The organism is Caballeronia sp. J97 (genome assembly GCF_905220305.1).
Taxonomy (GTDB): Bacteria; Pseudomonadota; Gammaproteobacteria; order Burkholderiales; family Burkholderiaceae; genus Caballeronia.
This window is the reverse complement of the sequence record NZ_CAJMZL010000031.1, coordinates 1-25,255: the sequence shown is the minus strand read 5'-3', so window position 1 is coordinate 25,255 and position 25,255 is coordinate 1. Positions and strand designations below refer to the sequence as shown.

General features: G+C 63.4%; 18 protein-coding genes. 5 read left to right on the top strand and 13 right to left on the bottom strand.

Annotated elements, in window-relative coordinates; all coding sequences use genetic code 11:
• Positions 1-5: 5 nt before the first annotated feature.
• Positions 6-935, bottom strand: coding sequence for a 3-keto-5-aminohexanoate cleavage protein (locus U4Y90_RS29185; RefSeq protein ID WP_321799847.1), 930 nt, complete (start codon positions 933-935; stop codon positions 6-8).
• A gap of 260 nt (positions 936-1,195) precedes the next feature.
• Positions 1,196-2,146 (bottom strand): choline ABC transporter substrate-binding protein, encoded by a 951-nt coding sequence (locus U4Y90_RS29180; RefSeq protein ID WP_321799845.1) that lies wholly within the window; start codon positions 2,144-2,146, stop codon positions 1,196-1,198.
• Between the two features lie 542 nt (positions 2,147-2,688).
• Between U4Y90_RS29180 and U4Y90_RS29175 the strand changes: the two genes are divergently transcribed.
• Together U4Y90_RS29175 and U4Y90_RS29170 are read left to right on the top strand one after the other, a co-directional pair.
• The gene (locus U4Y90_RS29175; RefSeq protein WP_321799844.1) at positions 2,689-5,760 is read left to right on the top strand and encodes an acetoacetate--CoA ligase; all 3,072 of its coding nucleotides are present in this window, start codon (positions 2,689-2,691) and stop codon (positions 5,758-5,760) included.
• Positions 5,761-5,879: 119 nt separating this feature from the next.
• On the top strand, positions 5,880-6,857 hold the full coding sequence (locus U4Y90_RS29170) for a GlxA family transcriptional regulator (protein WP_321799843.1): 978 nt from the start codon (positions 5,880-5,882) through the stop codon (positions 6,855-6,857).
• Here the strand turns inward: U4Y90_RS29170 and U4Y90_RS29165 are convergent.
• Entirely contained in the window at positions 6,854-8,002 is a 1,149-nt protein-coding gene (locus U4Y90_RS29165) for a porin (RefSeq protein ID WP_321799842.1), read from the bottom strand. The two genes, U4Y90_RS29170 and U4Y90_RS29165, sit on opposite strands and share 4 nt — an antisense overlap.
• A 363-nt stretch (positions 8,003-8,365) precedes the next feature.
• On the opposite strand from U4Y90_RS29165, the gene U4Y90_RS29160 reads away from it, so the two are divergent.
• Entirely contained in the window at positions 8,366-9,682 is a 1,317-nt protein-coding gene (locus U4Y90_RS29160; protein ID WP_321799841.1) for a hypothetical protein, read from the top strand.
• Positions 9,683-9,707: 25 nt separating this feature from the next.
• Here the strand turns inward: U4Y90_RS29160 and U4Y90_RS29155 are convergent, their stop codons facing one another.
• Both U4Y90_RS29155 and betC read right to left on the bottom strand, forming a co-directional pair.
• A complete protein-coding gene (locus U4Y90_RS29155) occupies positions 9,708-10,655 on the bottom strand; it encodes a choline ABC transporter substrate-binding protein (RefSeq protein ID WP_321799839.1) in 948 nt (315 codons plus the stop codon).
• A 42-nt stretch (positions 10,656-10,697) separates the two neighbouring features.
• Positions 10,698-12,233, bottom strand: coding sequence for a choline-sulfatase (gene betC, locus U4Y90_RS29150; protein WP_321799838.1), 1,536 nt, complete (start codon positions 12,231-12,233; stop codon positions 10,698-10,700).
• A 108-nt stretch (positions 12,234-12,341) separates the two neighbouring features.
• Here betC and U4Y90_RS29145 point away from each other — a divergent pair, with 108 nt between their 5' ends.
• Positions 12,342-13,253: a choline sulfate utilization transcriptional regulator gene (locus U4Y90_RS29145; protein ID WP_321799837.1), complete on the top strand. Its 912-nt coding sequence runs from the start codon at positions 12,342-12,344 to the stop codon at positions 13,251-13,253.
• A 119-nt stretch (positions 13,254-13,372) separates the two neighbouring features.
• Entirely contained in the window at positions 13,373-14,248 is an 876-nt protein-coding gene (gene purU / locus U4Y90_RS29140) for a formyltetrahydrofolate deformylase (RefSeq protein WP_321799836.1), read from the top strand.
• 776 nt (positions 14,249-15,024) lie between these two features.
• Here the strand turns inward: purU and U4Y90_RS29135 are convergent.
• From U4Y90_RS29135 to U4Y90_RS29100, 8 genes are all read right to left on the bottom strand, one after another.
• Positions 15,025-15,879: a glycine betaine ABC transporter substrate-binding protein gene (locus U4Y90_RS29135; protein WP_321799834.1), complete on the bottom strand. Its 855-nt coding sequence runs from the start codon at positions 15,877-15,879 to the stop codon at positions 15,025-15,027.
• A gap of 118 nt (positions 15,880-15,997) precedes the next feature.
• Complete coding sequence (locus tag U4Y90_RS29130; RefSeq protein WP_321799833.1) at positions 15,998-17,233, bottom strand: hybrid-cluster NAD(P)-dependent oxidoreductase; 1,236 nt, start codon at positions 17,231-17,233, stop codon at positions 15,998-16,000.
• Between the two features lie 23 nt (positions 17,234-17,256).
• On the bottom strand, positions 17,257-18,555 hold the full coding sequence (locus U4Y90_RS29125) for an aromatic ring-hydroxylating dioxygenase subunit alpha (protein WP_321799832.1): 1,299 nt from the start codon (positions 18,553-18,555) through the stop codon (positions 17,257-17,259).
• Between the two features lie 85 nt (positions 18,556-18,640).
• The gene (locus tag U4Y90_RS29120) at positions 18,641-19,399 is read right to left on the bottom strand and encodes an electron transfer flavoprotein subunit beta/FixA family protein (RefSeq protein ID WP_321799831.1); all 759 of its coding nucleotides are present in this window, start codon (positions 19,397-19,399) and stop codon (positions 18,641-18,643) included.
• A gap of 8 nt (positions 19,400-19,407) precedes the next feature.
• Entirely contained in the window at positions 19,408-20,568 is a 1,161-nt protein-coding gene (locus tag U4Y90_RS29115; RefSeq protein WP_321799830.1) for an electron transfer flavoprotein subunit alpha/FixB family protein, read from the bottom strand.
• A 4-nt stretch (positions 20,569-20,572) separates the two neighbouring features.
• Positions 20,573-22,489 (bottom strand): (Fe-S)-binding protein, encoded by a 1,917-nt coding sequence (locus tag U4Y90_RS29110; RefSeq protein ID WP_321799829.1) that lies wholly within the window; start codon positions 22,487-22,489, stop codon positions 20,573-20,575.
• A gap of 15 nt (positions 22,490-22,504) precedes the next feature.
• The gene (locus U4Y90_RS29105) at positions 22,505-24,568 is read right to left on the bottom strand and encodes an NADH:flavin oxidoreductase (protein ID WP_321799827.1); all 2,064 of its coding nucleotides are present in this window, start codon (positions 24,566-24,568) and stop codon (positions 22,505-22,507) included.
• A gap of 34 nt (positions 24,569-24,602) precedes the next feature.
• Positions 24,603-25,139, bottom strand: a complete 537-nt coding sequence (locus tag U4Y90_RS29100; RefSeq protein ID WP_321799825.1) for a DUF5943 domain-containing protein — start codon at positions 25,137-25,139, stop codon at positions 24,603-24,605.
• Between the last annotated feature and the right edge of the window lie 116 nt (positions 25,140-25,255).

The following is a 25,255-nucleotide window of genomic DNA, read 5'->3' as shown; positions in this document are numbered from 1 at the left end:
TCAGTTCAGGCGAATTGTCCGGCGATGCGCTTTTCCAGCGGGCGTTCGCCGCGCGCCGGCAGGCCGAGTTTCCTGCGGCCTTCGGCGGGTGTCAGCGCGCGTGCGCCGAGCCGTTCGATGATTTCGACCGCGCGCTGCACGAGCGCGCCGTTGGTCGCATGCACGCCGCGATCGAGCCACAGGTTGTCTTCCAGACCGACGCGCACGTGACCGCCGAGCAGCATCGCCTGCGCGACCATCGGCATCTGCATGCGTCCGATGCCGAAGCCGGCCCAGTGCGCGCCGGGCGGCAGGTTGTCGACCATCGCTTTCATCGTGCCGGTGTCGGGCGGCGCGCCCCACGGAATGCCCATGCACAGTTGGAAGAGCGGCGGGTTGTCGAGCAGGCCTTCTTTCAGCAACTGATTGGCGAACCACAAATGACCCGTGTCGAAAATTTCCAGTTCTGGCTTCACGCCGAGTTCCTGGATGCGCTTTGCGCCGGCTCGCAGTTGCGCGGGCGTCGATACGTAGATGTAGTCGCCATCGCCGAAATTGAGCGTGCCGCAGTCGAGCGTGCAGATTTCGGGCAGCAGCTCTTCGACGTGGGCGAGGCGCGTCAATCCGCCGACGAGGTCGGTGCCCTTGCCGAAGCGCATCGGATCTTCGCCCGGGCCGATTTCGAGGTCGCCGCCCATGCCCGCCGTCAGGTTGATGATGACGTCGGTGTCGGATGAGCGGATGCGGTCGACGACTTCGCGGTATAGCGCGGGGTCGCGGCTGCCTCGGCCTGTCTTCGGATCGCGGACGTGGCAGTGAGCGACGGTGGCGCCCGCGCGGGCCGCTTCTATCGCTGCTTCTGCTATCTGCTTTGGCGTTACCGGGATGGCGGGGTGTCTGGCGGTCGTGTCGCCAGCGCCGGTTACCGCGCACGTTACTATCACTTCGTAGTTCATGGCTCTTTGCTTTCCTTCTGTTCTGTTAGGGTTCCTTTGTTTTTTTTTACTAACTTCCTTCTTGCGTTTTTTTCCTGCGCTTCTATGAGATTCTGCTTCTATGAAATCTTGCTTTCGTGTCGGTCTATTCGCACTGCCCCTGTGCGGGGCGGCAGTCACTTTCTTTGCAGCAGCAAAGAAAGTGACTGCCGCCCCGCACAGGGGCAACGCCAATAGACCACTAAAAAATCGGGATCCGGCGAAACCCAAACCCAAACCCATCAAAGCCCAAGATACTGCCGAACCGCCGGCAATCCCTCCTTCCCATCCACCGTCTTCACGCCTGCCAGCCAGGCGTCCAACACCTGCGGATTCTGCTTGAGATAAGCCTTGGCCGCTTCCTGAGGCCGCTCCTTGTTCATCACCGGCTGCATCAGCCGATTCTCGAGATCGGTCGTGAAGCGCAAATTGGAAACGAACTTCCCCGCATTGGGACAACGCGTCAGAAAGTCCGTATTCGTCAGCGTATACACACGCGCTTCGCCGTAATTCGGGCCGAACACATCATCCCCGCCCGACAGGTAGTTGATCTTCATCTGGATGTTCATCGGATGCGGCTCCCAGCCGAGAAACACCACCGGCTTCTTCTCGCGGATCGCGCGCTCGACCGTCACCAGCATCCCCGCCTCGCTCGACTGCACGAGCTTGAATCCACCCAGCCCGAACTGGTTGGTGTCGATCATCTTCTGGATCTTCGCGTTCGCGCTGCTGCCAGGCTCGATGCCATAGATCGTGCCGCCCAGCTCGTCCCGATGCTTCGCGATATCCGCGAACGTCTTGATGCCCGCCTCGTACGCATAGCTCGGCACCGCGAGCGTCGCCTTCGCGCCCGACAGATTCGGCGGCTCGAGCTTCTCGATGCTCTTCGCCTCCAGGAACGGCTCGACCGCCTTCTGCTGCACCGGCCACCAATAGCCGAGCGACACATCGATCTGTTTGCTCTTCAGGCCCGCGAGCGAAATCGGCACCGACGCGACCGTCGTCCGCGGCGCATATCCGAGCCCCTCAAAGACGACCGATGCGAGCGCCGTCGTCGACGTGATGTCGGTCCAGCCGATATCGACGAAGCGCACCGTCCGGCAGCTCGCGTCTTCCGCGTGCGCAGACGGCGCAGCGGCGAACGCGGCGCACGCGCCGGCAAAAAACAGAGTGGGGATCAGACGTTGTCTCATGGCGAGCCTTCCGTTGAGGGTTGAAACGATGCGCCGGTTCGAGTGCCGGCGTGCATTTAAAGTACCGCCGCATAAAAGCGCCCGAACGCCCGCGTGCGACCGCGACTTGACTGTTTGCGACCTCGTCGCGCACGCGATTCGGGTACGCCCGTTCGAGAGCGGCATCGCCGCAACGCACGCCCTAATGAAAGCTGATTGCAATGAACGGCTGTTGCTCATATTCGAGAATTTCGCACCATGGTGTTAACGCGCATTGAGATGAACAGTGCGCGCAAAAGGCGTAGTTATTTCCGCGATTCGGCATCCGAAGCATGCGTGTCGTCCTTGTGCAAGATCAATCTTTGCCGAAACGCCACGGTCTCTGTGGTTGGTCGCACATAGCCCGGAGTTCCGGCCGGGTATCGTTCGGGAAAGAGATAGCTTGTCTCGGCAATGGCGCGGCTGAAAGAAACACGTGGATCTTTCTTCAACGGGTTGCGCGCAACGTTTGCCGGCCAGATAGCTGTTTATTACACGTCGTCCAAAACAAAGGTGCCTGGATAATGGACCGTCAAGACGCCATCCGAGAAAGCGCGCGGCTCTACGCGCGCGAACCGCTTTTTTCGCCTTCACCCGATCAGGTCGCCGGATCGCGCATGACAGCCTTTGCACAGGCTTTCGAAAAAGCGACCGGCAGCCAGTTCGCCGATTACTCGGAATTACATGCTTATTCGGTTCGTGAATATCGCCAATTCTGGAAATGCTTTCTCGAATCGGCGCGCGGGCTCGAATGGTCGGGATCCGACGAACCGGTCTGCATCGGCAATCAATGCGAAACGGCGCGGTTTTTCCCCAACGTCGAACTGAACTACGCCGAGAACCTGCTCGGCAAACGCATCGCCCCCGATGACGCGCCCGCGATCACCTCATGCTTCGCCGACGGCCGCCGCGTCACTTACACGCGCGGCGAGTTGCGCGAGCGCGTCGTGCGTCTCGCGCAGACGCTTTCGGCGCTCGGTCTCAAAGAAGGCGACCGCGTCGTCGCGATCATGCGCAACGACTGCGACGCGATCACCGCGGCGCTCGCCGTGACCGCGCTCGGCGCGACGCTCTCGACAGCCGCGCCGGAAAACGGCGTGCAGGCGATTCTCGACCGCTTCGCCCCGCTCGACCCGAAATTTCTCTTCGCGCACACGATGCAGCGCCCGTTCGATACGGGCGGCTCGCTCTCGGGGCACGTCGCCGCGGTGGCCGCGCAACTGCCGTCGCTCACGGACATCGTCTGCCTCGACGATACGGAGCTGCCGAGCACGGTGACGCAGCGCCAGCACGAACTGCGCGCGCTGATCGCTCGTGGCGACGCGATGCGCTTCGCATGGAAGCGGTTCCCGTTCAATCATCCGCTCTTCATCATGTTTTCGTCGGGCACGACCGGCAAGCCGAAATGCATCGTGCACGGCGCGGGCGGCACGCTGCTCGAACATGTGAAGGAGCATCGGCTGCACAGCAACTTCGGTCCGGGCGACAAGCTCTTCTTCCACACGAGCTGCTCGTGGATGATGTGGAACTGGCAGATGTCGGTGCTCGCGTCGGGCGTCGAAATCATCACCTACGATGGCCCCGTCGCCGCCGTCGATACGCTCTGGCGTCTCATCGCCAACGAGCGCGCGACCGTGTTCGGCACGAGTCCCGCCTATCTCAAGATGAGCGAGGATGCGGGCATCGAGCCGGCCCGGCAATTCGATCTCTCCGCGTTGCGCGCGATGATGTCCACCGGCGCCGTGCTCTACGACTCGCAGTTCCTGTGGGTCTACCGGCACGTGAAGCAGTTGCAGTTGCAATCGATTTCGGGCGGCACCGACATCATCGGCTGCTTCGTGCTCGGCAATCCGAATCTGCCCGTCTATGCGGGCGAAGCGCAGTGCAGGAGCCTCGGTCTCGACGTGCAGGCGTTCGATCAGGGGGCGAGCACGATCATGCCGGGCGAGCTCGTCTGCACGAACCCGTTTCCGTCGCGGCCGCTCGGCTTCTTCGGCGACGACGACGGCTCGCGCTTTCACAAGGCGTATTTCGCCGCCAACGAAGGCGTGTGGACGCACGGCGACGTGATCGAGTTCTCGCCCGAAGGCTCCGCGCGCCTGCACGGCCGCAGCGACGGCGTGCTCAATGTGCGCGGCATCAATGTGAGCCCGGGCGAGATCTATCGCATCCTGAGCGAGATCCACGAGATTCGTCATGCGATGGTCGTCGCCCAGACCGGCGCCAACGCGGGCGATGCGGGCCAGCGCATCGTGCTCCTGCTCGTGCTGCGGCCGGGCGCGCAACTGAACGCGGCGCTCGCCGCGCGCGTGCGCCGCGACCTGACGCGCCAGGGCTCTGCCGCGCTCGTGCCCGACGTCATCGTGCAGGTCGACGGGCTGCCCGTCACGCACAACAACAAGCCGTCGGAAGCGGCCGCGCGCGATGCGGTGAACGGCCTGCCCGCGCGCAACGTGTCGTCGCTCGCCAATCCGGAGTGCCTCGACCAGATTCGCGAGCATCCGTCGCTCACGCGCGTGAAACGCGAGTTGCCCGCGCCGGGCGAATCGATCGCGGAGATCGAAGCGTACCTGTGCGCGCTCTGGGAGCAGCATTTCAGCTTCTCGCCGATCGGCCGCGACGACAATTTCTTCGAACTGGGCGGCCATTCGCTGCTCGCCGCGCGCATGCTCGCCGAGGTGCAGCGCGCGACCGGGCGCACGCTGCCGCTCGCGACGATGATCCTCGCGCCGACCATCGCGCGTCTCGCGACCGTCCTCGCCGCCGATCCGAACCTGCGCACCGGAGACTCGACGCTCGTGCAGATGCGCGCGGGCAGCGGCCGGCCGCTCTTCATGGTGCACAGCATCACCGGTTCGGTGATGGAGTGTCTGACGCTCGCGGGCATGTTGCAGAACGAACGGCCCGTCTACGGCCTGCAGGCGCTCGGCCTGGACGGCGACGAAGCCCCGCAGCGCAGCGTCGAAGAGATGGCGCGCGGCTATGTGCTGCGCATGCGCGAACTGCAGCCGAGCGGGCCGTACGCGCTCGTCGGCTATTCGTTCGGCGGCCTCGTCGCGTTCGAGATCGCGCAGCAGCTCGTCGCGGCGGGCGAAAAAATCGAGATGCTCTGCCTGCTCGATACCTACGTGCACACGCAGTGCCTCCCTTTCACGCTTTGGACGCGTTATCAGGCGAGCGTGGTCGTCGATCGTCTGCGCGAATTGCGTTCGCTCGAAGCCGGCCAGCGCATCGGCTACATGCGCGGCAAGGCGGCGGTGATCACCGACCGCGTGCGCGTGCGCATGGGCAAGCAGGCGCACAGGCCCGCGACCGACGATACGGCCGACCTGCCGCCGGTGCTCCAGCGCGTGCGCGAATCGATGCAGGTCGCGATGGCGACCTACAAACCGCGCCGCTATGAAGGGGGACCGATCGTCTACGTGCGCGCGACCCTGCTCGACGAATCGCGCAGCGATCCTCTGCCGGTCTGGCAGCGCGTCGCGAAGCACGGCGTGCGCGTCATGCCGGTCATCGGCAGGCACACCGACCTCGTGGTCGAGCCGCATCTCGCCACGGTCGCGGAGACCCTCACGAACGCGCTCGCGGGCGCCTAGACCCGCATTCGCTTCGGCACCGGTCCGGCCGCCCTACGGGGCGTGCCGGATTGCGCGCGCTTCATGCGCTTGCTAGCGTGGACGGCTTGCTCATCGACCAGACTTTATCGATCGATCCGATGTCCGCCCCCCACGATTTCCATTTTCTGTTGCTGCCCGAATTCTCGTCGATCGGATTCATGTCCGCGATCGAGCCGCTACGCGTCGCCAATCGCTTCGCGGGTGAACTCTACCGATGGCATATCCTGAGCGTCGACGGCGGCCCCGTCGCGGCGAGCAACGGCATCACGCTCAATGCCGAAAGCGCGTTCGATCGGGTGAGCGACGCGCGCACCGTGTTCGTCGTGTCCGGCTTCGAGCCGCTTTCGGGCTACACGCGCGCGATCGGCGACTGGCTGAGACGGCTCGACCGCGCGGGCGCGACGCTCGGCGGCATCGACACCGGCAGCTTCATCCTCGCGGAAGCGGGCCTGCTCGCGGGCAAGCGCGCGACGCTGCACTGGGAAGCCGCCGCCGCGTTCGCCGAGCGCTATCCGGGCATCGGGACGAGTCAGGAGCTTTTCGAGATCGACGCGCGGCGCATCACCTGCGCCGGCGGCACGGCGTCGATCGACCTGATGCTCGACCTGATCGCGCGCGAGCACGGCGCGAGCCTAGCCGCGCAGGTGTCGGAGCAGTTCGTGCTGGGGCGCATCAGGCAGCGCTCGGATCACCAGCGTTTGCAGATCGCCGCGCGCTACGGCATCCACAATCGCAAGCTGATTCAGGTGATCGAGCTGATGGAAGAGCACATGGAAGAGCCGCTGTCGCCGGATGCGCTGGCCGAATCCATCGGCGTGACGCGGCGTCAGCTGGAACGGCTCTTCTGCGCGTCGCTGAAAGACACGCCGACGCACTTCTATCTCGGCCTGCGGCTCGTGCGCGCGCGCGAGCTGCTGCAGCAGACCGACATGTCCATTCTCGCGGTATGCGTCGCGTGCGGCTTCGAGTCACCGTCGCATTTCTCGCGCACCTATCGCGCGCGCTTTCACACGAGCCCGAGGCAGGACCGCAGCGCATTGCGTGCCGTCCCGCCCGTGCGACGCGCCGCAGCCTAGAACGAATGCCGCATGCCGACGCGCACATCGGCCTGCGTATTCGACGACGACGGCGTGAAGCTATAACCGATCACCGCATCGATGGGGCCGGACGCGCGCAGATAGTCGCCGGAGACATACAGGTCCGTGCGCTTCGAGAGCAGATAGTGCAGCCCGAGCGAGCCCTGATTCCAGTGATTGCCTTCGAAGCGCGTGTGCTGATAGCCGCCGTAGAGATTCAGGTCGGGCATGAAGCTGTATGACGCGCCGCCTTCGTACACCTGCATGTGCGAGGTCTGTCCGAGTCCCTTGATCGTGGTGTACGTGAAGTTGCCCGACAGCATCAGGTTGCCGATGGTCCACGCCGCGCCCACCGCGAACGCGCCCTGCTTGTCGACCGGGAACGGCGTCGAGCTATAGAGATCGGTGACTGCGCCCGTCGCCGGATCGACCGAGACGGTCGGCTGGCCCAGGAAGGTGCGCGCGCCGATCATCGCGTAGGGATCGAACGCATAGATGCCGTTCGGGTTGTTCAGTTGCGTGTACGCCGCGCCGACATTGAAGGTGTTGGCGGCATAGTGCGCGCCCACGCTCCACGCGCTGTTGCGATGGAAGTCGCCCGCCTGATTGCCGAACGAATACATGCCGCCGAACGTGAAGCCGCCGAAGTCGTTCGACAGGAACTTGATCGAGTTCGGCAGGCGGTCGCCGTTCATGCGGTCGAAGTCGCCCTGGTGAATCGCATAACCGCTCGCCCACGCCGAGATGTTGTAGAGATAGACGAACTCCTCGGTCATGTCGAGCTGATTGCCGAGCGACACCGTGCCCCACTGATTCTTCAGGCCCACATACGCCTGCCGGCCGAATTCCGCGCCGCCGAATCCGAGCTGACCATTGCCGAGATGGAATCCCGATTCGAGCACGAAGACCGCCTGCAAGCCGCCGCCCAGATCTTCGGTGCCACGAAAACCGATGCGGTTGCCGTAGGAAATGCCGTCGTCGAACTTCACCACGTGCGAGCCGCCGGTGTTGCTTACCCAAGTGACACCTGCATCGAGAATGCCATAGAGCGTCACGCTGCTTTGCGCATGCGCCGCCATCGGCGTGTTCGCCGCGCCCGCTGCGAACGCGAGGCCCGCGATTCTTGCGGCATGTCCTTTTCTCATGTGCTGGTCCTTTGCTCGTCCTGATCGATGTTGCGTTGGAAAAAGCGATGCCCTGCCTCACGCACGAGGCGTGAAGGCATATCGCAAGCTGACGTTGCCGGGAACTGCCGAAGACTGCGTTCGATTCGTTATCGCCCGCGTTGAAGCGTCGTGTCGACGTTGTAAAAATAAGGTTCCATATATGTCGCCGCGCGACCCGGTGCGACGAAAATCTGTCCAGTTGCGACTACTGCACTACAGCGTTTCGTTTCAAAGGAACGGCCTCGATTTCAGACATGCCCGATATGCGCGGCGGGCACGGCTCCTCATACTCCGAATCTGTAAAAAAACAGCATCGCCAGCCCTGTTTCCCATTCGATCGACATGATTACCCGCTGCCTGAGCGTCCTCCAAGCCGACGCCCCCGAAGTTCTCGTCAATCACAAGCACTACGCCGCCCGCCTGGGCTACGAACACGCCAGCATCTCGATGGCGGGCATCCCGTGCAACGCGCAACGTCTGCTGCTCAAGTACGAAGCCATCCTGCATCACTTGCGCCAAATGCCCGACATGGGGCTGCTCGTCTGCATGAGCGAGGACTGCATCGTGCTCAACATGCATCCGGTCGAGCCCATTGCCGAAGGCAGGCAACACGTGTTGATGGCGGTGTCCGGCCCTGAAGAAGGGCGTCAGACGGCCGTGCAGATCTGGCGCAACACGGCGGAGATCCGAAAGCTGATCGTGTCGTTCATCGGGGAGTGCAAGCTCGGCGGCTCGCCGCGCAACGAAGTGGACATGCTCAGCGGGCTCGACTTCATCGAAGCGCACGGCGAGCGCGGCGGCATCATGGCCACGATGCATTGCGGCCCACGCTTCGAACCAGTCTGGGCGCAGTATCCGAACCTCTGGACCATCGTGCTCAACGAGCACGCCGCGTACGGCCTCATCCCTTCCGGCTTTCGCAACGCGCTCGCGGAACATATCAACGACTGCCAGCAGAAGGGCGCGCCCCTGCTTCAATTTCCGGCATGGAATCCGACGCCGGATGAGGACTACAGCGTCTACAACCCCGGCCGAGCCATCGCGCTCGTCACCTACTACACGCCGAACGTGCGCGCGTACGGCGCGATCGCCGAGCAGAACATGCGGCGTTATTGCGAGCGCCACGGCTACACGCTCTATGTGTATCGCCAGACGCCTGCCGAAGTCGGGCCGGGCACATCCGGTACGTGGCTCAAACCGTGGTTCCTGCGCAAGCATCTGCCGCATCACGAATGGGCGATCTGGATCGATGCGGACATCCTGTTCTTCGATCAACGCAAGCCGCTCGAACCGCTGCTCGCGGGGCGCGACATCCTTGCCGCGCACGACATCGGTCCGTGGGTCATCAATGCGGGCGTGCTGGGCTTCAGGCAAAAGCCCGCGACCATCGCATTCGTCGACGAGATTCACGAGCATGTCAGCGCCGCGCCCGACAAATCGAGCACCTATGCGAACGGCGGCGATCAGACCATCATTGCGAACCTGCTGACGGACCGTCTCGGCTGGAAGCTCGAGCACGGTCTCGACTGCATGACGATCAACACGCCTTGGTACTTCCAGCAGAAGGACAGCCTGATGGTGCATTTCGTCGCGATTCAGACACCGATGCGCGCCGTGCTGATGGCCGCACAGGATCGCGCGAGCATGCAACTCGGCTGAGCGCGGTCTTCTCGCGCTCGTCTCCTCACTTCACGCCGAGCGCGGTCTGAACGGCTTCCAGCCCGTTGCCGCCGCTCGCCGTGGTCACGCCGTCGAGCCACGACTTCAGCAGTTCCGGATGACGCTTCAGCGCATCCGTGGCGGCGGCATCGACATTGGTTTTCTTTTCCAACACGTCGGTGATCACGCCGTTTTCCAGATCGACGTTGAACGCCATCTGCCTGAATAGCCGGCTCACGTTGGGGCATTGCCGTTCGTAGCCGCTGCGCGCCACCGTGTTCACCGTCGCGCCGCCGTAGTTCGGGCCGAAGTACTTGTCGCCGCCATCGAGATAGGCGAGCTTGAACTTCGTGTTCATCAGATGCGGTTCCCACGCGAGAAACACGATCCACTTCTTGTCGCGCACCGCGCGCTCCACTTGCGTGAGCATCGCGGTCTCGCTCGATTCGACCAGCTTCCAGTCGCCGAGGCCGAAGGCCTTGTCATCCACCATGTGCTTGATGTTCTGATTTGCGGGCGCGCCCGGCTCGATGCCGTAGATGCGGCTGTCGAACTTGTCGGCGTTCTTCGCGAGATCCGCGAACGAATGCACGCCGGCCGCCGCCACGTAGTCCGGCACGGCGAGCGTGAACTTCGCGTTCGAGAGATTCGGGCGCACCACGTCGATCGACTTCTCCTCGAAGAAGGGCTTCACGAGCGGCGCCTGCGCGGGCATCCAGTTGCCGAGGAACACGTCGATCTGCCCTTTCTTCATGCCTTGGTAAGTGATCGGCACCGACAGGTTCGCGATGTTCTGCCGATAGCCGAGCGCCTTGAGCACGATGCCGCTCATTGCGTTGGTCGCGTCGATGTCGGTCCAGCCCGGCCCCGCCATGCGCACCTGGGCGCAGGACTGCGGTTCGGCGGCAAACGCATGAGAGGCCGCGCAAGCCAGCGCGGCGGCGAAGAGCGCGTGAATGAAGCCCTTTTTCATGGTGCGGTCCTGTCGTGTATGTGGGAAAGTGCCGTCGATGGATCAGCGCGCGACGGCGGGAAAGCGGGCCATCGCTTCGAGATCGTCGAGATCGATGTGATTGCGCATGTAGCGCTGGCTCGCATCGACATGCGGCTGCCAGTCCCATGACTGAATCGCGCCTTGCGTCGTCGCGGCGAAATGGAAATGACGGCGTCGCTGGCTCTTCACGACGTCCTGATGCAGCGCGTCGAGATTCCAGCGGCGAGCGATTTCCGCGCGGAATTCGGTCACGCGACCGGCGTGACGCTCATCGCCCGCGAGATTCTCGCGCTCGAACGGATCGGCTTGCAGATCGTAGAGCTGATCGGGATCGACGCTCGTGTGAATGAACTTGAAGCGCCCGCGCCGGATCATCACGATGGGCGCGATCGCGCCTTCCGCGAGATATTCGCCGATCGCTTCGTCATGGCCGCCGCGCTCGCGCAGATGCGGCACGAGACTCTGACCGTCGATGCTGTCGGGCCATGAATGCGGCGCCGCGCCGCGCGCGAGTTCGACGAGCGTCGGCAGCACGTCGAGATGCGAGACCGAGTCCTTCACGCGATGCGCGCGGAACTGCTTCGGCGCATGCACGATCAGCGGCACGCGGCAGCCGCCTTCGAAGAACGTCATCTTGTACCAAAGGCCGCGCTCGCCGAGCATCTCGCCGTGATCGGACGTGACGACGATGATCGTATCGTCCGCGAGTCCGGCTTGTTCGAGCGCTTCGAGGATCGCGGCGAACTGGTCGTCGACGTAGGACACCGCGCCGTAGTATGCGCGCCGCGCGTCGCGGATCTGGCGCTCGGTCGGCGGCGTGCGGTCTGCCTCATATACGTGCCGAAGGCGCTTCGAATGCGGATCGCAGGCATCGAGCGAATCGCGATATGACGGCATGTCGATCTCTTCATCGCGGTACAGGTTCCAGTACTTGTCCGGAATCGCATACGGATCGTGCGGATGCGTGAGCGACGCGACCATCATGAAAGGACGCGCGTCCCTGCCCGCGTTGCGCTCGCGCGCGATATCGAAGAGCTTCTGACGCGTCGTGAAGGTCACTTCGTCGTCGAAATCGAGTTGATTGGTGCGCACACACGGGCCCGCGTCGATCACGGAGCTCATGTTGTGATACCACGTGGGGCGCGCGTCGAAGTTCTGCCAGTCGGGCGTCCAGCCGAAATCGGCGGGATAGATGTCGGTCGTGAGACGTTCCTCGAATCCGTGCAACTGGTCCGCGCCGCAGAAATGCATCTTGCCCGAGAGGATCGTGCGATAGCCTTCGGCGCGCAGATAGTGCGCGAAGGTCAGCGTTTCGGACGGGAATTCGGCGGCGTTGTCGTATGCGCCGATGTTCGAGGGCAGCTTGCCCGCGAGAAGCGAGAAGCGCGACGGCGCGCACAGCGGACTCGCGCAGTACGCGGATTCGAACACGACGCCTTCGCGTGCGAGCGCGTCGATGCGCGGCGTCTTCGTCACGCGGTTGCCGTATGCGGAAAGCGCGAAGGGCGTGAGTTGATCGGCCATCAGCACAAGGATATTGTGTTTCGTCTCAAGCATGAATACGTGCCTCGAAGAGAATCGTTGACTGAGCGTTTCATGTCACTATTGCCGTTCAAATCGCGGCTGTGAAGACAGCAAAACGTTATGCGTTCATAAGGGGGAGTTATGCCGCGGCCGGACCGCCTGCCACCGATGCAGGCGTTACTGATGTTCGAATCCGCCGCGCGTCTCGCGAGTTTCACGGCCGCCGCGCGCGAGCTCGGCTCGACGCAGCCCGCGGTCAGCCAGCGCGTCGTGCAACTGGAGGAATCGCTCGGCGCGGCGTTGTTCGAGCGCGGGCATCGCGGGGTGACGCTCACGGAAGACGGCGCGCGTCTTTTCGATGCGGTGCGTCAGGGACTCGCCACCATACGCGCGGCGACGTCGGATATTCGCGCGCGTCATGCGCAGCGCACGCTCACGCTGTCGACCGATTTCGGCTTCGCCACTTACTGGCTGATGCCGCGCCTGCCGCAATTCAAGGCGCTGATGCCCGATGTCGACGTGAAGATCATCACGTCGCAGAGCTTGCCGAGCGCGTCGGGCGATCATGCCGACGTGGTCATCGTATTCGGCGACACGCAAGCCGAATGGATCGGCAAGCATGCCGTGAAGCTTTTTCCCGAGCGGGTGACGCCGGTGTGCAGCCCTGCGCTGCTCGCGGGCAGAATCGAAGCGGTTTCGGCCGGCGATCTGCTCGGGCTGCCGCTGCTGCATCTCGAACCGACCTTCCCCGAACGCTGGCTTTCATGGAGCGCATGGTTCGAAGCACACGGCCTCGCCGCGCCGCCGACGCAAGGCGGCTTCACGTTCAACAGCTACGCGCTCGTCACGCACGCGGCGGTGATGGGCCAGGGCGTCGCGCTCGGCTGGGCGCCGCTCATCGACGAACTGATAGCGACGGGCCAGCTCGTCGCGCTCGCCGATGCGCCGCTCGTCACCGATCGCGGCTACGTGCTGGTCACGCCGCGCGAGCCGACCGCGGCGGTACGGGCGTTCAGCGAGTGGCTGCTCGACGAATGCGACATCGTCGGCTGACGCTTTCGTACTATTGCCACGGCGGTTCGCTTCTATCCCGTGAACGGCCGCGTTTGCTCTACTAGCGCGTACGCTCGCCGCATTTCGCGGCGCGGCGACCATTCGAATGTGGAGCATGCATGGCAGCCGATTCCCGCTTTGATCAACTGGTGCTGACCGTCTCGTGCCCGAGCGCGGCGGGTCAGGTCGCCGCCATCGTCGGCTTTCTGGAGCGGCATCACGGTTATATCGACGAACTCACCGTTTTCGATGACGATCTCTCGGAGCGTTTTTTCGTGCGCTGCGTGTTTCATGGCGCGCGGCCCGAGGAAGCGCTCGATCTCGCGATGCTGAAGCGCGAATTCGAGCCGATCGCGGAGCGCTTCTCGATGTCCTGGGCGATGCACGATCTCGCTGTTCGGCCGAAGGTGCTGCTCATGGTGTCGAAGCTCGAGCACTGCCTCGCCGATTTGCTGTTCCGCTGGCGCATGGGCGAGCTGAAGATGGATATCGTCGGGATCGGGTCGAATCATACGGATCTCGCGCATCTGGCCGAACAGCATGGCTTGCCGTTCCATCATCTGCCGATTACCGCCGATACCAAGCCGCAGCAGGAAGCGCGCTTGCTCGATCTGTTCGATAGCTCAGGCGCCGAGTTGATGGTGCTCGCGCGTTATATGCAGATTCTTTCGGGTGAGACGAGCCGCAAGCTCGCGGGGCGCGCGATCAATATTCATCATTCGTTTTTGCCGGGGTTCAAGGGGGCGAAACCTTATCACCAGGCGCATACGCGCGGGGTCAAGCTGATTGGCGCGACGGCGCATTTCGTCACCGATGATCTCGATGAAGGGCCGATCATCGAGCAGGAAGTCGAGCGCGTCGATCATTCTTATGGTCCGGAGCGGTTGTTGACTACCGGGCGGGATGTGGAATGCATCACGCTTGCGCGGGCTGTGAAGGCGTTTATCGAGCGGCGGGTTTTTATTAATGGGGAGAGGACGGTGGTTTTGCGGTGAGCTTGTTCGGGGGTTCGGCTGGTTTTGGTTTTGGTTTTGGTTTTTGCTTTCGCGTTTGCATTTGATTTCGCCGGATCCCGTTTTCGTGTCGGTCTATTGGCACTGCCCCTGTGCGGGGCGGCAGTCACTTTCTTTGCTGCTGCAAAGAAAGTAACCAAAGAAAGCAGCTAGCCCCATCCAAAGTACTTCACACCGGCCCCGGCACAGGCGATTGGCCTAATGGCCCGCCCGTAGCAAGTGCCCCCGCCAGCGGAACCGGGCTTGGATCGCGCACGATCCGCCTCATCGCACCGCAATCCTTGCGGGTTCAGCACAAAATAGCTCCGGCCCGCTTCGCGGCCGATGGGTCCATCGGGTCGGTCCGTGCTTCTCTACTAACACCTCCATCTCACCGCAATTGCCTAAGGTTGGTTTCCCTTGTGGACCCGGCGGCAGCGCGTAGCGCTGTGCCGATGCTCTTTTGTGCTGAACCAGCGCCCTCAAAGTAGTGGTTCGTCGGACCGTGCGCGGTCCAAGCCGTGTTCTGCTTGTGAGGGCACTTGCTACGGGCGGGCCATTAGGCCAATCGCCTGTGCCGCGGCCGGCGTGAAGTACTTTGGATGGGAGAAGCTGCTTTCTTTGGTTACTTTCTTTGCAGCAGCAAAGAAAGTGACTGCCGCCCCGCACAGGGGCAGTGCTAATAGACCGACACGAATACGGGATCCGGCGAAAAAAAAAAGCGCCGCAGGCTTCCCACCCCACGGCGCTCAGCGTTTGCCCAAACGCTCGAAGAAACTTTACTTGGTCCAGGAATCCACCCGATCCCCATGCGCGCTGATCCACGCATCAGCGGCCGCCTGCGGCTTCTCGCCATTCTGCGTCGCGAGCATCACGCTATCGATCTCGCCCGGCTTCCACTGAAATTTCTTGAGGAATGCCACCACCTGCGGCGCCTTCTTCTCGAGGTCCGGATTGATCACGTTATCCACGTGCTCGGACTCGCCAAACACCTTCTTCGGATCATCGAGGAATTTCAGCTTGTACTTCGCGAACATCCAGTGCGGCTTCCAGCCCGTCACAATGATCGGCTTGTTGGCCGCTTCCGAACGCGCAAGCTCAGCCGTCATCGCCGAACCCGAACTCGGCAGCAATTTGTAGTCGAGGTTATAAGCCTTGATCGCCTCGCTCGTCTTCTGCATCACGCCCGCGCCCGCATCGATGCCGACGATGCGCGAATCGAATTCCGCCTTCTTCGCTTCGAGATCCGACAGGCTGTTGACGTCGACACTCTCCGGCACGATCAAGCCAATCTTCGCGTCCTGGAAGTTCGGACCGAGATTCACGACCTTCGACTTGAAGTTGTTCCAGTACGCGCCGTGCGTGACCGGCAGCCACGCCGACAGCGTCGCATCCAGATCGCCGCGCGCGACGCCCTGCCACATCACGCCCGCCGCCACCGGCACGAGTTGAACCGGATAACCCAGCTTCTTCTCGATGACGCGCGCAGCGACGTTCGACGTCGCGACACTGTCGTCCCAACCTTCGACATAACCAATCTTGATCGTCGGCTTGTCCGCGGCGCTCGCCACAAAGCTCGCGGCAAGGGCGGCGCTCATCGCCCCCAGAACGAGCATTCTTCTCATCGGTTTCATTCGGTTTCCCCTTAGCGGCCCCACGCCGTGTAGCGATCAGAATCACCAGCCAGAATTGGTCCGTAACGCACTTTTCCGACACTCAGTTGTCAAGAAACGACGCACCCCGCTCCGGCCTTCACTTGTCGACGACAAGATCGCTCAAAGGCTTGCTGCAACACAGCAGGACCATGCCCTGATCGATCTCGCGCTGACGAATGCCGCCCGCATGTTTCATGCTCACCTCGCCCGACACGAGCTTGACCTTGCATGTGCCGCACATGCCCTGCGTGCACGAAGAAGGCAGACGCACGCCCGCCTTCTTCGCCGCGTCGAGCACGTGCTCGTTGCTGCCGCATTCGATGTCACGCCGGCTTTTCGCGAAGTTCACCTTGAACCTCGCTTCGATCGGCGCGGCTTCGATCGTTTCAATCGTTTCGATCGTCTCCGTCGGCGCGGGCGCGAAGCCGACCGCTTCCTCACGCGCTGCGGCGAAATCGGTCTGCGTCGCGAGCGCTTCGCCGACATGCGCCGTCGTCAGTGCAGCCGCGACTTCTTCCACGACGCCGAACGAGAAGCTCTCCTCGTGATAATGCTTGCGATCGAAACCACCCGCGTCGAGCAGATCGCGCACTGCCTTCATGTAGGGCGCGGGACCGCACGTGAAGACCTCGCGCTCGAGAAAGTCAGGCGCGATCAGCTTCAGCAGCGGCAGGCTCAGAAAGCCCGTCACGCCCGGCCAGTTGGTGCGCGCACCCACACGCTCGCACACGAACGCCGTGCGGAAGTTCTTCTGATTCGATGCGATCAGATCGAGCTCGCGCGGGAAGATGATGTCGTCCGGTGTGCGCGCGCTATGCACGAACACGATATCGGCGTCGTCGCCGAGCTCGTGATGCGCGCGGCTCATCGACATGAGCGGCGTGATGCCCGAACCCGCGGAAAGAAACAGATACTTGCGCGCCGGATGACGCGCGCACGTGAACTCGCCCGACGGCCCGAGCACGCGCACCGTCGATCCCGCGGCAACGTTATCGTGGAGCCAGTTTGAGACCTTGCCGCCCGGCACGCGCTTCACGGTGATGGAGATCGTGTGCGGGCGCGTCGGCGCGGACGAGATCGTGTAGCAACGATTGATCTGCTCGCCATCGATATCGAGTTCGAGCGTGATGAACTGTCCCGGCTCGAAGACGAACGTGCGTTCGCCGGGCGCCTTGAAGAAGAAACTCTTTACGTCGTGCGTTTCCTGCCGGACGTGACAGCAGACGAGCGTCTCGTCGGTGTCGCAATCCCAGCGCACGGGCAGCGTCCCCCAGAATTTCGGCTGGGTGACACGGCTGTCGGCCGGTTCGAACGTAGCCTGATCGCGCATCATGTTCTACTCCCGCATCGACTGCTTCAGCGCATGAAGGAAACGACTTTCTCGCCGTGCGACGCATCGACGCCGTGCTCCGGCGTGTCGGCGTAATCGGCAAGACGTCCGATGTACCACTCGCAAAACTTCTCGACGAGTCCTTCCGTGAACGGCGAGTACGGACCGGGCTCGTAGGCGTTGCTCGCGACGCCGAGCTGCGAATACTCGACGAGCGTGCGGTCCTGATCGTTCGTCGCGCGCCACACGGCTGTGAGATTGTCGGCGTCGTAATCGATGCCTTCGCGCGCATCCTTGTGCACGAGCCATTTCGTGCGCACGAGCGTTTCGCCCGATGCGAGCGGAATCACGCAGAAGGTCACGATGTGATCGCTCATGAAGTGATGCCACGAGTTCGGCTGCGTCCAGAACGACAATCCGCCGAGGTCCGCGCGCTCGAAACCGCCGAGCAGCTTTTTCGATGCGACCTTCGCGTCGAGGGTCTGCGATTCGCCGTCGCGATCGAGCGGCAGGCGTTGTGTGCGAAAGCCGGTGACGAGATCGGCGAGGCGCTCGATCTCGGCGGACGGCAGGCACATCGCTTCCCATTGCTTGGTGCGCTCCGCGACGGTCTTCTCGAACGCCGCCATGCCTTCTTCATTCGCGGGCGAGCGCTGATAGCCGAAGCCGTATTCGTAGAGCGAAATCGTCAGCTCGGGATGGTTCGCCACGCAGTGATAGCACTCGCGATTGTTCTCCATCGTGAGCTTCCAGTTGCCCTTCTCGACGATGTCGATGCTCGCCGCGATCTTGCAATCCTTCAGGCCATGCGGCGCGAGATACGGCTCCATCGCCTCGCGCATCACCGCGAAGTCGGCGGGCGGTTCATCGGCGAGGCAAATGAAAATGAGGCCGGCGAGATTCTGCACATGCACCTTCTTCAGGCTGTGCTTGCAGCGGTCGAACTGGTCGCCCATGTGCTCGGCGAACATGAGGTCGCCTGCGAGGTTGTAGGTCCAGCTGTGATACGGGCACACGATATTGCCGAGCGAGCCCTTCTCCTGATTGCACAGGCGCGCGCCGCGATGGCGGCACACGTTGTAGAAGGCGCGGATTTCCATGTCGTCGTCGCGCACGATCAGGATCGAGTCGTTGCCGATCTCGACCGTCGTGTAATCGCCCGGCTCGGGAATGTCCGGTTCGACGGCGACCTGGATCCAGGTCTTGCGGAAAATGGCATCGAGGTCGAGCGCGTGAATCTCTTCGCTCGTGTAGAACGGCGCCTCGAGCGTATGGACCTTTTTGCGGCGTTCGATCATTGCGCGAACGTCTGCCGAAACTTTCATCGTGTGCTCCGTTGTGCGTCACGTCTGGTGCCCCGCCAAACACCTTTGAACGCGGGCTGCTGCATGCGTATGTGGGTCAAAAAACTTAGTAATCGACGAGTTGATGCTCGCGCAAATACGCCAGGATCACTTGTGCTTTTTCGACGGAACTCCCTTCAATTACGACGCTGCCGCCGCGGCTCTCGGTCGTCGTCGCGCCGAGCATGCGCGCGTGCCCCGAGCGCTTCTCGGGTGCGGCGAGTCTCTTCGGCTTCGCCGCGACCGGGCCGATGCGCCACGCCGTGCTTTCCTTGTCGACCGGCGCACTGGCCGCGACCGGCGCGACGTGGCCTTCCCGCATGCGCGCATAGGCGTAGCGCGGCGCGGCGTTGGCGAGCGGATGCACGGCGACGAGCGCGGGCAACGGCGCGCGCACGCGGCGGCGCAATCCCTTCGGCATGAACTGGCGCACTTCCACGCCGTCTTTCGTCACGCTGACATCCACAGCCGCGCCGACGAGCGGAACGTTCAGCGCGTCCGCGAGCTTGTAAGGCAGCGTGCCGCTGTCGTAAGCGCCTTCCGCGCGCGTGCCGGTGAACACGAGGTCATAGCCCGCGAGTCGAGCGCCGAGGGCCGCGCACGCATCGCCTTGCGTGTTGAGCACTTCGACTTTCGGCGCGCCGAGCGCGAGATATTCGGCCAGCGCCGGATTTCCCGGATCGCCCGCATGAAGCACGTCGAGCTGCGCGCCGTGCGTTTTGGCGATGTCGATGGCGATCGTCAGCGCGGCGGCGTCGTTGCGGCTATAGCGCGCGGTGCCGCTGACGGGGTGACGTCCCGTCGAAACCAGAACGGCGATCTTCATGCCGGCTCTCATACATAAGCTCCCTCGGCAACGTGCGCCGTTTTCGCGATCGATCCGCCATTGGCACGCGCGGCGCGTGCGGCGGTGGCGGCATCGGTCAGCGCCTTGATCGTTTCCTGCGTGTCCGCGACGATCGTCAGATTCGCGCGCTTCGCGATCGGCGCGCTGGCATCGAGATTCACGGCGATCACGTGACGGCAATCCTTGATGCCCTGCAAATGCTGCACGGCGCCCGAAATGCCGAACGCGATATACACGCTCGCCTCGACGGTCTTGCCCGTCGCGCCGATCTGCTTGTCGCGGGTGAACTTGCCATCGTCGACCGCGACGCGGCTCGCGCCGATCGCGGCGCCCAACGTGCCCGCGAGCGTCTCGAACGCCGCGATGTCCGACACGCCGTTGCCCGCCGACACGATGAAGTCCGCTTCCTCCAGCGCGACCTGCGCGGCATCCATTTCCTCGATGCCGAGATCGACGTAAGCGCTCGCTTTCGATTCCGGCACGATGCCTTCCGCGTTCACGGCTTGGCCCACGCCGACGAAAGGCAGCTTCGCGTCGACGGCATTGGCTGCAAGCAGAACCACATCGGGCAGAGCGCGCGATGCGAACGCGCGGCCCGCGTGCGCATACGACGCGACATGCGCCGCATCGATTTCGACGACCTGCGTGGCGATCGACGCATCGGCGCGCGCGGCGTAGCGGCGGCCGAGATCGCCGTCGCCCGTTGCGTTGTCGGGCATGAAGATGTGCGCAGGCGCGAAAGCCGCGACGCAGGCCGTCAGCGCGCGCACTTCCTGATCGGGCGCGTAGTGGCGGCGATCGAATGCAGGCAGTTCGACATAGCGGTCCGCGCCCAGAAGCGCGGCGTCATCCTTGAACTCGCCGAACGCGACCAGCACGACTTCGGTCTGATCGTCCGCGAGCAATGCCGCGGCGGCGAGCGCCTGGCGCGCGTGATCGTCGAGCGCGCCGCGATCCGTGTGCGCCGCGACGAGCAGCGCGCGCGTCGCGGGGTTCGTCGTGCGGCGCGGTTTGGTCGCTTCCTTGTGGCCGCCGTGCATGAAGTTCAGCACGACGCCGTTGCCCACTTCGCCGAGCGTGATGCGCTTGAGCCCCGCCGCCGTGACGATGAACGGCCGGCGCGGATCGATTCGTTTGATGTCGTTCATGGCTTCACTCCAGCGCGGCGGCAACGAGCTCCGCCACGTCGAGCACTTCGGGACGAGGACCGACCACGCCTTCCAGCATCGCGGTGCATTGCGGGCAACCGACCGCGACGACTTCCGCGCCGATCGATTTCGCATCGGCGATGCGGATATCGGGAATGCGCTGCTTGCCGGGAATATCCGTCAGCGGCGCGCCGCCGCCACCGCCGCAGCACCGTGCGCGCATGCCATGACGTTCCATCTCGACGACCTTGATGCCGATGGTCTTCAAGAGCTTGCGCGGCGCTTCCGTTTCGCCGTTATAGCGGCCGAGATAGCACGGATCGTGATACGTGATCTTCTTGTCCGCGAGCACGGCGGCGGCCTTCGGCGTGAGCTTGCCGCTCGCGACGAGTTCGGCCATGAACGCGGTGTGATGCTGCACTTCGTAATAGCCGCCGAGCGCGCGATATTCATTGCGCAGGCTGTGCAGCACGTGCGGATCGGCGGTGACGATGCGACGGAACTGGTATTGCGACAGCGTGTTCATCAGCTTCGATGCGCACTGCTGGAACGTGGCTTCATCGCCGAGACGCCGCGCCGTATCGCCGGTGTCCGTTTCGACGCCGCCGAGCACCGCATAATCGACGCCCGCCTTGTTCATCACCTTGGCCAATGCGCGCAGCGTGCGCTGATAGCGCATGTCGAACGCACCTTCGCCTGCGATCAGCAGCACATCGACAGGACGCCCCGGCTGCGCGACCTGCACTTGCAGATCCACCGACCAGTCGTAGCGTGCGCCGATGTCATACCCGTTCTGGCTGCCGGTCTCGCGAAGGTTCGCGAGCGTGATCGGGCCTTTGCCGGGCACATCGCCTTCGACGAGCGTCTGGTTGCGGCGCATGTCGACGATCGCATCGACATGCTCGATCAACATCGGGCACTCCTGCACGCAGGCGCGGCATGTGGTGCAGGACCAGATCGTGTCCGCTTCGATCATCTGCGAAATGAGCGGCCTGGCCGGACCGCCCGAATGCTTGCCGACCGGAATGCCGGGCGTCGGGCTGCCCGCGTATTGCGAATCCGAGCCGCCGACCATGCCGACGACCAGATCCTGAATCAGCTTCTTCGGATTCAGCGGCTGACCCGACGCGAACGCCGGGCACGCGGCTTCGCACTTGCCGCACTGCACGCAGGCATCGAAGCTCAGAAGCTGATTCCAGCGGAACTCCACCGGCTTGCCGACGCCGTATTCCTTCGCGTCCAGCACGGGTTTTTTCAGCGCCGTGGGCGGCACGACTTCGCGTTCGTTCTGGCTCTTCGCGTGAAACCGTTCCTGACGCGGATGGAACGCGAGATGCAACAGACCGGCCATCGCGTGCTTCATCGGGCCGCCTTGCGCCGCGCCGAAGGTCATCGTGTAGGCGCCCGCCGCGATCAGCAATGCGACGATGATCGCGAGCGCGCCGGACATCCACGATGCGGGCAGCAACATGAACAGCGCGAGACCGAGCGCGAACGAGCCGAGCAGAAGCGGCAGACTGTCCCACGGCCCATGCGACAGACGCGCGGGCACGTCCTTCGCGCGACGGCGTCTGTACACGAACACCGCGCCGACGAGCATGATGATCGCCGCGAGGAAGATGGCCCGGTCGAGCCACGGCGAGTAGATCGCGAGACCATAGTTGATGAAGACGAGCGCCATCGCGAGGATTGCGCCGCCGGCGGTCGCGACGTGCGTCTTCGCGATATACGGATCGCGCGCCACGACATGATGCAGATCGACGAAATAGCGCTTCGGAATGGTCAGCAGATTCGCCCATCCGTACGCGCCGGCGGCCGTTGCGCGGCCTTCACGCCAGTAGGCCGCGCGTTTCAACAAGGCGAACGCGAGGCCCGCCATCGAAAGCCACAGCAACGCGGTGATGACAAACACGGGGTTCATCGTCCAGTACCCTCGTCAGAAGTCTTTGCAGAGGCGCAGCGAATCGTAGATCGCGCTGTGGATGTTGTGCATCGAGATGCAGTCGCCGACGCGGAACAGCAGGAAGCGTCCGTTGCCCAGCTCTTCGCTCAGGGACGGCTGAGGCTCCGATGCGAAAAGCTTGTGCACGTCGACTTGCCCGCGATTGAGCGACTCGGGCTTGAGCTTCCAGTAGAGTGCGTCGTTCGGCGTGATGCCGTTCTCGATGATCACCTGATCCACCGCGCGCTCTTCCTGCTCTTCTGTGTACTCGTTGCGGATCACGGCGATCTTCTTGCCGTCTTCCTCGTACACCTTGTCGAGCCAGTAGTTCGGCGTATGGATCACGCCCTGTGCATAGAGCCGGCGATAGAAGATCGGGAACGTGGTGCCGCCGGTATCGTCGGCGACCTTCACGTCCGGCGTGACGATCTCGACGTTGTTGCCCCGCGACGCGATGAAGTCCGCGACGCCCGCGCCCGCATGCGTGGACACGCCGTCGTAGACGAGCACGTTCTTGCCCGGCTCGACCTTGCCCGACAGGATGTCCCACGAGCTCACCGCGAGACCCTGCTCGACGCCCCACGCCGGCACCTGATTCGTGAACGACGAGCCGCCTGTCGCGAGCACGACGATGTCCGGCTTCTCGGCCATGATCATCTTGTCGTCGGCTGCGACACCGAGACGGCGATCGACGCCGAGGCGCTTCGTTTCCATGTCGAACCAGCGCACGATGCCGGCCATCTGCTCGCGCTGCGGCGCTTTCGCGGCGAGCATGATCTGGCCGCCGACATAATCGTTCTTCTCGAACAACACGACATCATGTCCACGCGAACGTGCGACGCGCGCGGCTTCGAGTCCGGCGGGACCCGCGCCGACCACGACGACCTTGCGCTTCGGCCCGCGCGTCTTTTCGATGACATGAGGCATCGTCTGTTCGCGCGAGGTCGCCGCGTTCTGCACGCACAGCACGTCGAGACCGTTGTACTGGCGGTCGATGCAATAGTTCGCGCCGACGCACTGCTTGATTTCATCTTCACGGCCATCGCGGATCTTGATGACCATGTGCGGATCGGCGATCTGCGCGCGCGTCATGCCGACGAGATCGACCATGCCGTTCGCGAGCAGGCGTTCCGCCTGACCGGCATCGCGAATGCTTTGCGCATGCATGATCGGCAGCTTCACCACCGACTTGATGCCCGCCGCGAGATGCACGAACGGCTCGGGCGGCAGCGCCATCGGCGGCATGCAGTTGGCGAGCGTGTTGTGCGTGTCCGCGCCGGAACCGATCACGCCGACATAATCGATCAGACCGCTTTCGGACATTGCCTGCGCGATCTCCTTCAGGTTCTCGTGCGAGAGGCCGTCTTCGTGGAACTCGTCGCCGCACATGCGCAGGCCGACGCAAAAGTCCGCGCCCACTTCTTCACGCACGGCCTTCAGCACTTCCACGCCGAAGCGCAGACGGTTTTCGAGCGAGCCGCCCCATTCGTCCGTGCGGAAGTTGGTGCGCGGACTCCAGAACTGATCGATCAGATGCTGATGCGCCGCCGAGATCTCGATGCCGTCCATGCCCGCATCCTTCACGCGCTTCGCGGCCGCGGCGAAGTCCTGGATGATGCGCTTGATCTCTTCCACTTCGATGATCTTCGCGTTGCCGCGATGGACCGGCTCGCGCACGCCCGAGGGCGACATCAGATGCGGCCAGTGCTCGCCGTGCCAGGCGGAACGGCGGCCCATGTGCGTCGCCTGGATCATGATGAAGGCGCCGTGCCGATGCATTGCTTCGGCGAGACGCGAGAGCGGATCGATGACCTTGTCGGTCGCGAGATTCACCGACTTCCACCAGCCTTGCGGGCTGTCGATCGAAACCGGGCTCGAACCGCCGCACACGGCGAGGCCGACGCCGCCCTTCGCCTTCTCCTCGTAATAGCGGATATAGCGGTCGCCGGGCAGGCCGCCCGGTTCGGCATAGACCTCCGCGTGCGCGGTGCTGACGATGCGGTTACGCAGCGTCAGCTTGTTCAGCTGGAGAGGCTTGAAAAGGTTCGGGTAACGCATTGCGATCGACCTCGGAATGGATGTGCTTTAACGCTTACGCTGCGAGCGGCGACACTTCGAATACGCAGTGCTCATGTCCTTCGGCCGCGCATTGCGTCTCGATCGACTTCGAGCGGGGGCCCTTCGTCGCGCTGTCGGGCGCGGTGTCGTTGACCCAGTCCATCGCGCCGGCGAACCAGCCCGCGAACATGTAGCAGAGCTTGCCCTGCTTGCCGGGCTGCGCGAGCACGAACGACGAGTGATGCAGATGGATGCGCGCATGCGAGGTCGACGGATCGGCTTCGACGATGCTGAACAAGCCCCATCCGCGCTGCGACAGGCGCTTCAGGTAATGCTCGAACACGGCCATGCCGGTGATGCCGTGCTTCTCGGCTTCCTTGTCGCACCAGTGATACGCGGACTTGTAGCCGGCCTTGTAGAGAATTTCGGCGTAGGTCTCGCGGCCGAGCGCTTCCTCGACGGCGACATGATTGTTCGTGAAGAAGTGGCGCGGCACGTAGAGCATCGGCAGCGCGTCGGTGGTCCAGACGCCGGTTTGCGGATCGACATCGATAGGCAGTTGCGGTTGCATCGCGGGGTTCCCTTGTAGTTGTCGTTGATGTTCAGACGTTCCACACTTCGCCGAAGAAGCGCATCCAGTTCTCGCCCATCACCTTCCTGATGCGCGCTTCGCTCCAGCCTGCCTTC

What these genes read in the sequence shown, in the direction of transcription:
- U4Y90_RS29185 (WP_321799847.1), bottom strand. Translation starts at nt 935, where the DNA reads ATGAACTACGAAGTGATAGTAACGTGCGCGGTAACCGGCGCTGGCGAC.
- U4Y90_RS29180 (WP_321799845.1), bottom strand. Translation starts at nt 2,146, where the DNA reads ATGAGACAACGTCTGATCCCCACTCTGTTTTTTGCCGGCGCGTGCGCC.
- U4Y90_RS29175 (WP_321799844.1), top strand. Translation starts at nt 2,689, where the DNA reads ATGGACCGTCAAGACGCCATCCGAGAAAGCGCGCGGCTCTACGCGCGC.
- U4Y90_RS29170 (WP_321799843.1), top strand. Translation starts at nt 5,880, where the DNA reads ATGTCCGCCCCCCACGATTTCCATTTTCTGTTGCTGCCCGAATTCTCG.
- U4Y90_RS29165 (WP_321799842.1), bottom strand. Translation starts at nt 8,002, where the DNA reads ATGAGAAAAGGACATGCCGCAAGAATCGCGGGCCTCGCGTTCGCAGCG.
- U4Y90_RS29160 (WP_321799841.1), top strand. Translation starts at nt 8,366, where the DNA reads ATGATTACCCGCTGCCTGAGCGTCCTCCAAGCCGACGCCCCCGAAGTT.
- U4Y90_RS29155 (WP_321799839.1), bottom strand. Translation starts at nt 10,655, where the DNA reads ATGAAAAAGGGCTTCATTCACGCGCTCTTCGCCGCCGCGCTGGCTTGC.
- betC (WP_321799838.1), bottom strand. Translation starts at nt 12,233, where the DNA reads ATGCTTGAGACGAAACACAATATCCTTGTGCTGATGGCCGATCAACTC.
- U4Y90_RS29145 (WP_321799837.1), top strand. Translation starts at nt 12,342, where the DNA reads ATGCCGCGGCCGGACCGCCTGCCACCGATGCAGGCGTTACTGATGTTC.
- purU (WP_321799836.1), top strand. Translation starts at nt 13,373, where the DNA reads ATGGCAGCCGATTCCCGCTTTGATCAACTGGTGCTGACCGTCTCGTGC.
- U4Y90_RS29135 (WP_321799834.1), bottom strand. Translation starts at nt 15,879, where the DNA reads ATGAAACCGATGAGAAGAATGCTCGTTCTGGGGGCGATGAGCGCCGCC.
- U4Y90_RS29130 (WP_321799833.1), bottom strand. Translation starts at nt 17,233, where the DNA reads ATGATGCGCGATCAGGCTACGTTCGAACCGGCCGACAGCCGTGTCACC.
- U4Y90_RS29125 (WP_321799832.1), bottom strand. Translation starts at nt 18,555, where the DNA reads ATGAAAGTTTCGGCAGACGTTCGCGCAATGATCGAACGCCGCAAAAAG.
- U4Y90_RS29120 (WP_321799831.1), bottom strand. Translation starts at nt 19,399, where the DNA reads ATGAAGATCGCCGTTCTGGTTTCGACGGGACGTCACCCCGTCAGCGGC.
- U4Y90_RS29115 (WP_321799830.1), bottom strand. Translation starts at nt 20,568, where the DNA reads ATGAACGACATCAAACGAATCGATCCGCGCCGGCCGTTCATCGTCACG.
- U4Y90_RS29110 (WP_321799829.1), bottom strand. Translation starts at nt 22,489, where the DNA reads ATGAACCCCGTGTTTGTCATCACCGCGTTGCTGTGGCTTTCGATGGCG.
- U4Y90_RS29105 (WP_321799827.1), bottom strand. Translation starts at nt 24,568, where the DNA reads ATGCGTTACCCGAACCTTTTCAAGCCTCTCCAGCTGAACAAGCTGACG.
- U4Y90_RS29100 (WP_321799825.1), bottom strand. Translation starts at nt 25,139, where the DNA reads ATGCAACCGCAACTGCCTATCGATGTCGATCCGCAAACCGGCGTCTGG.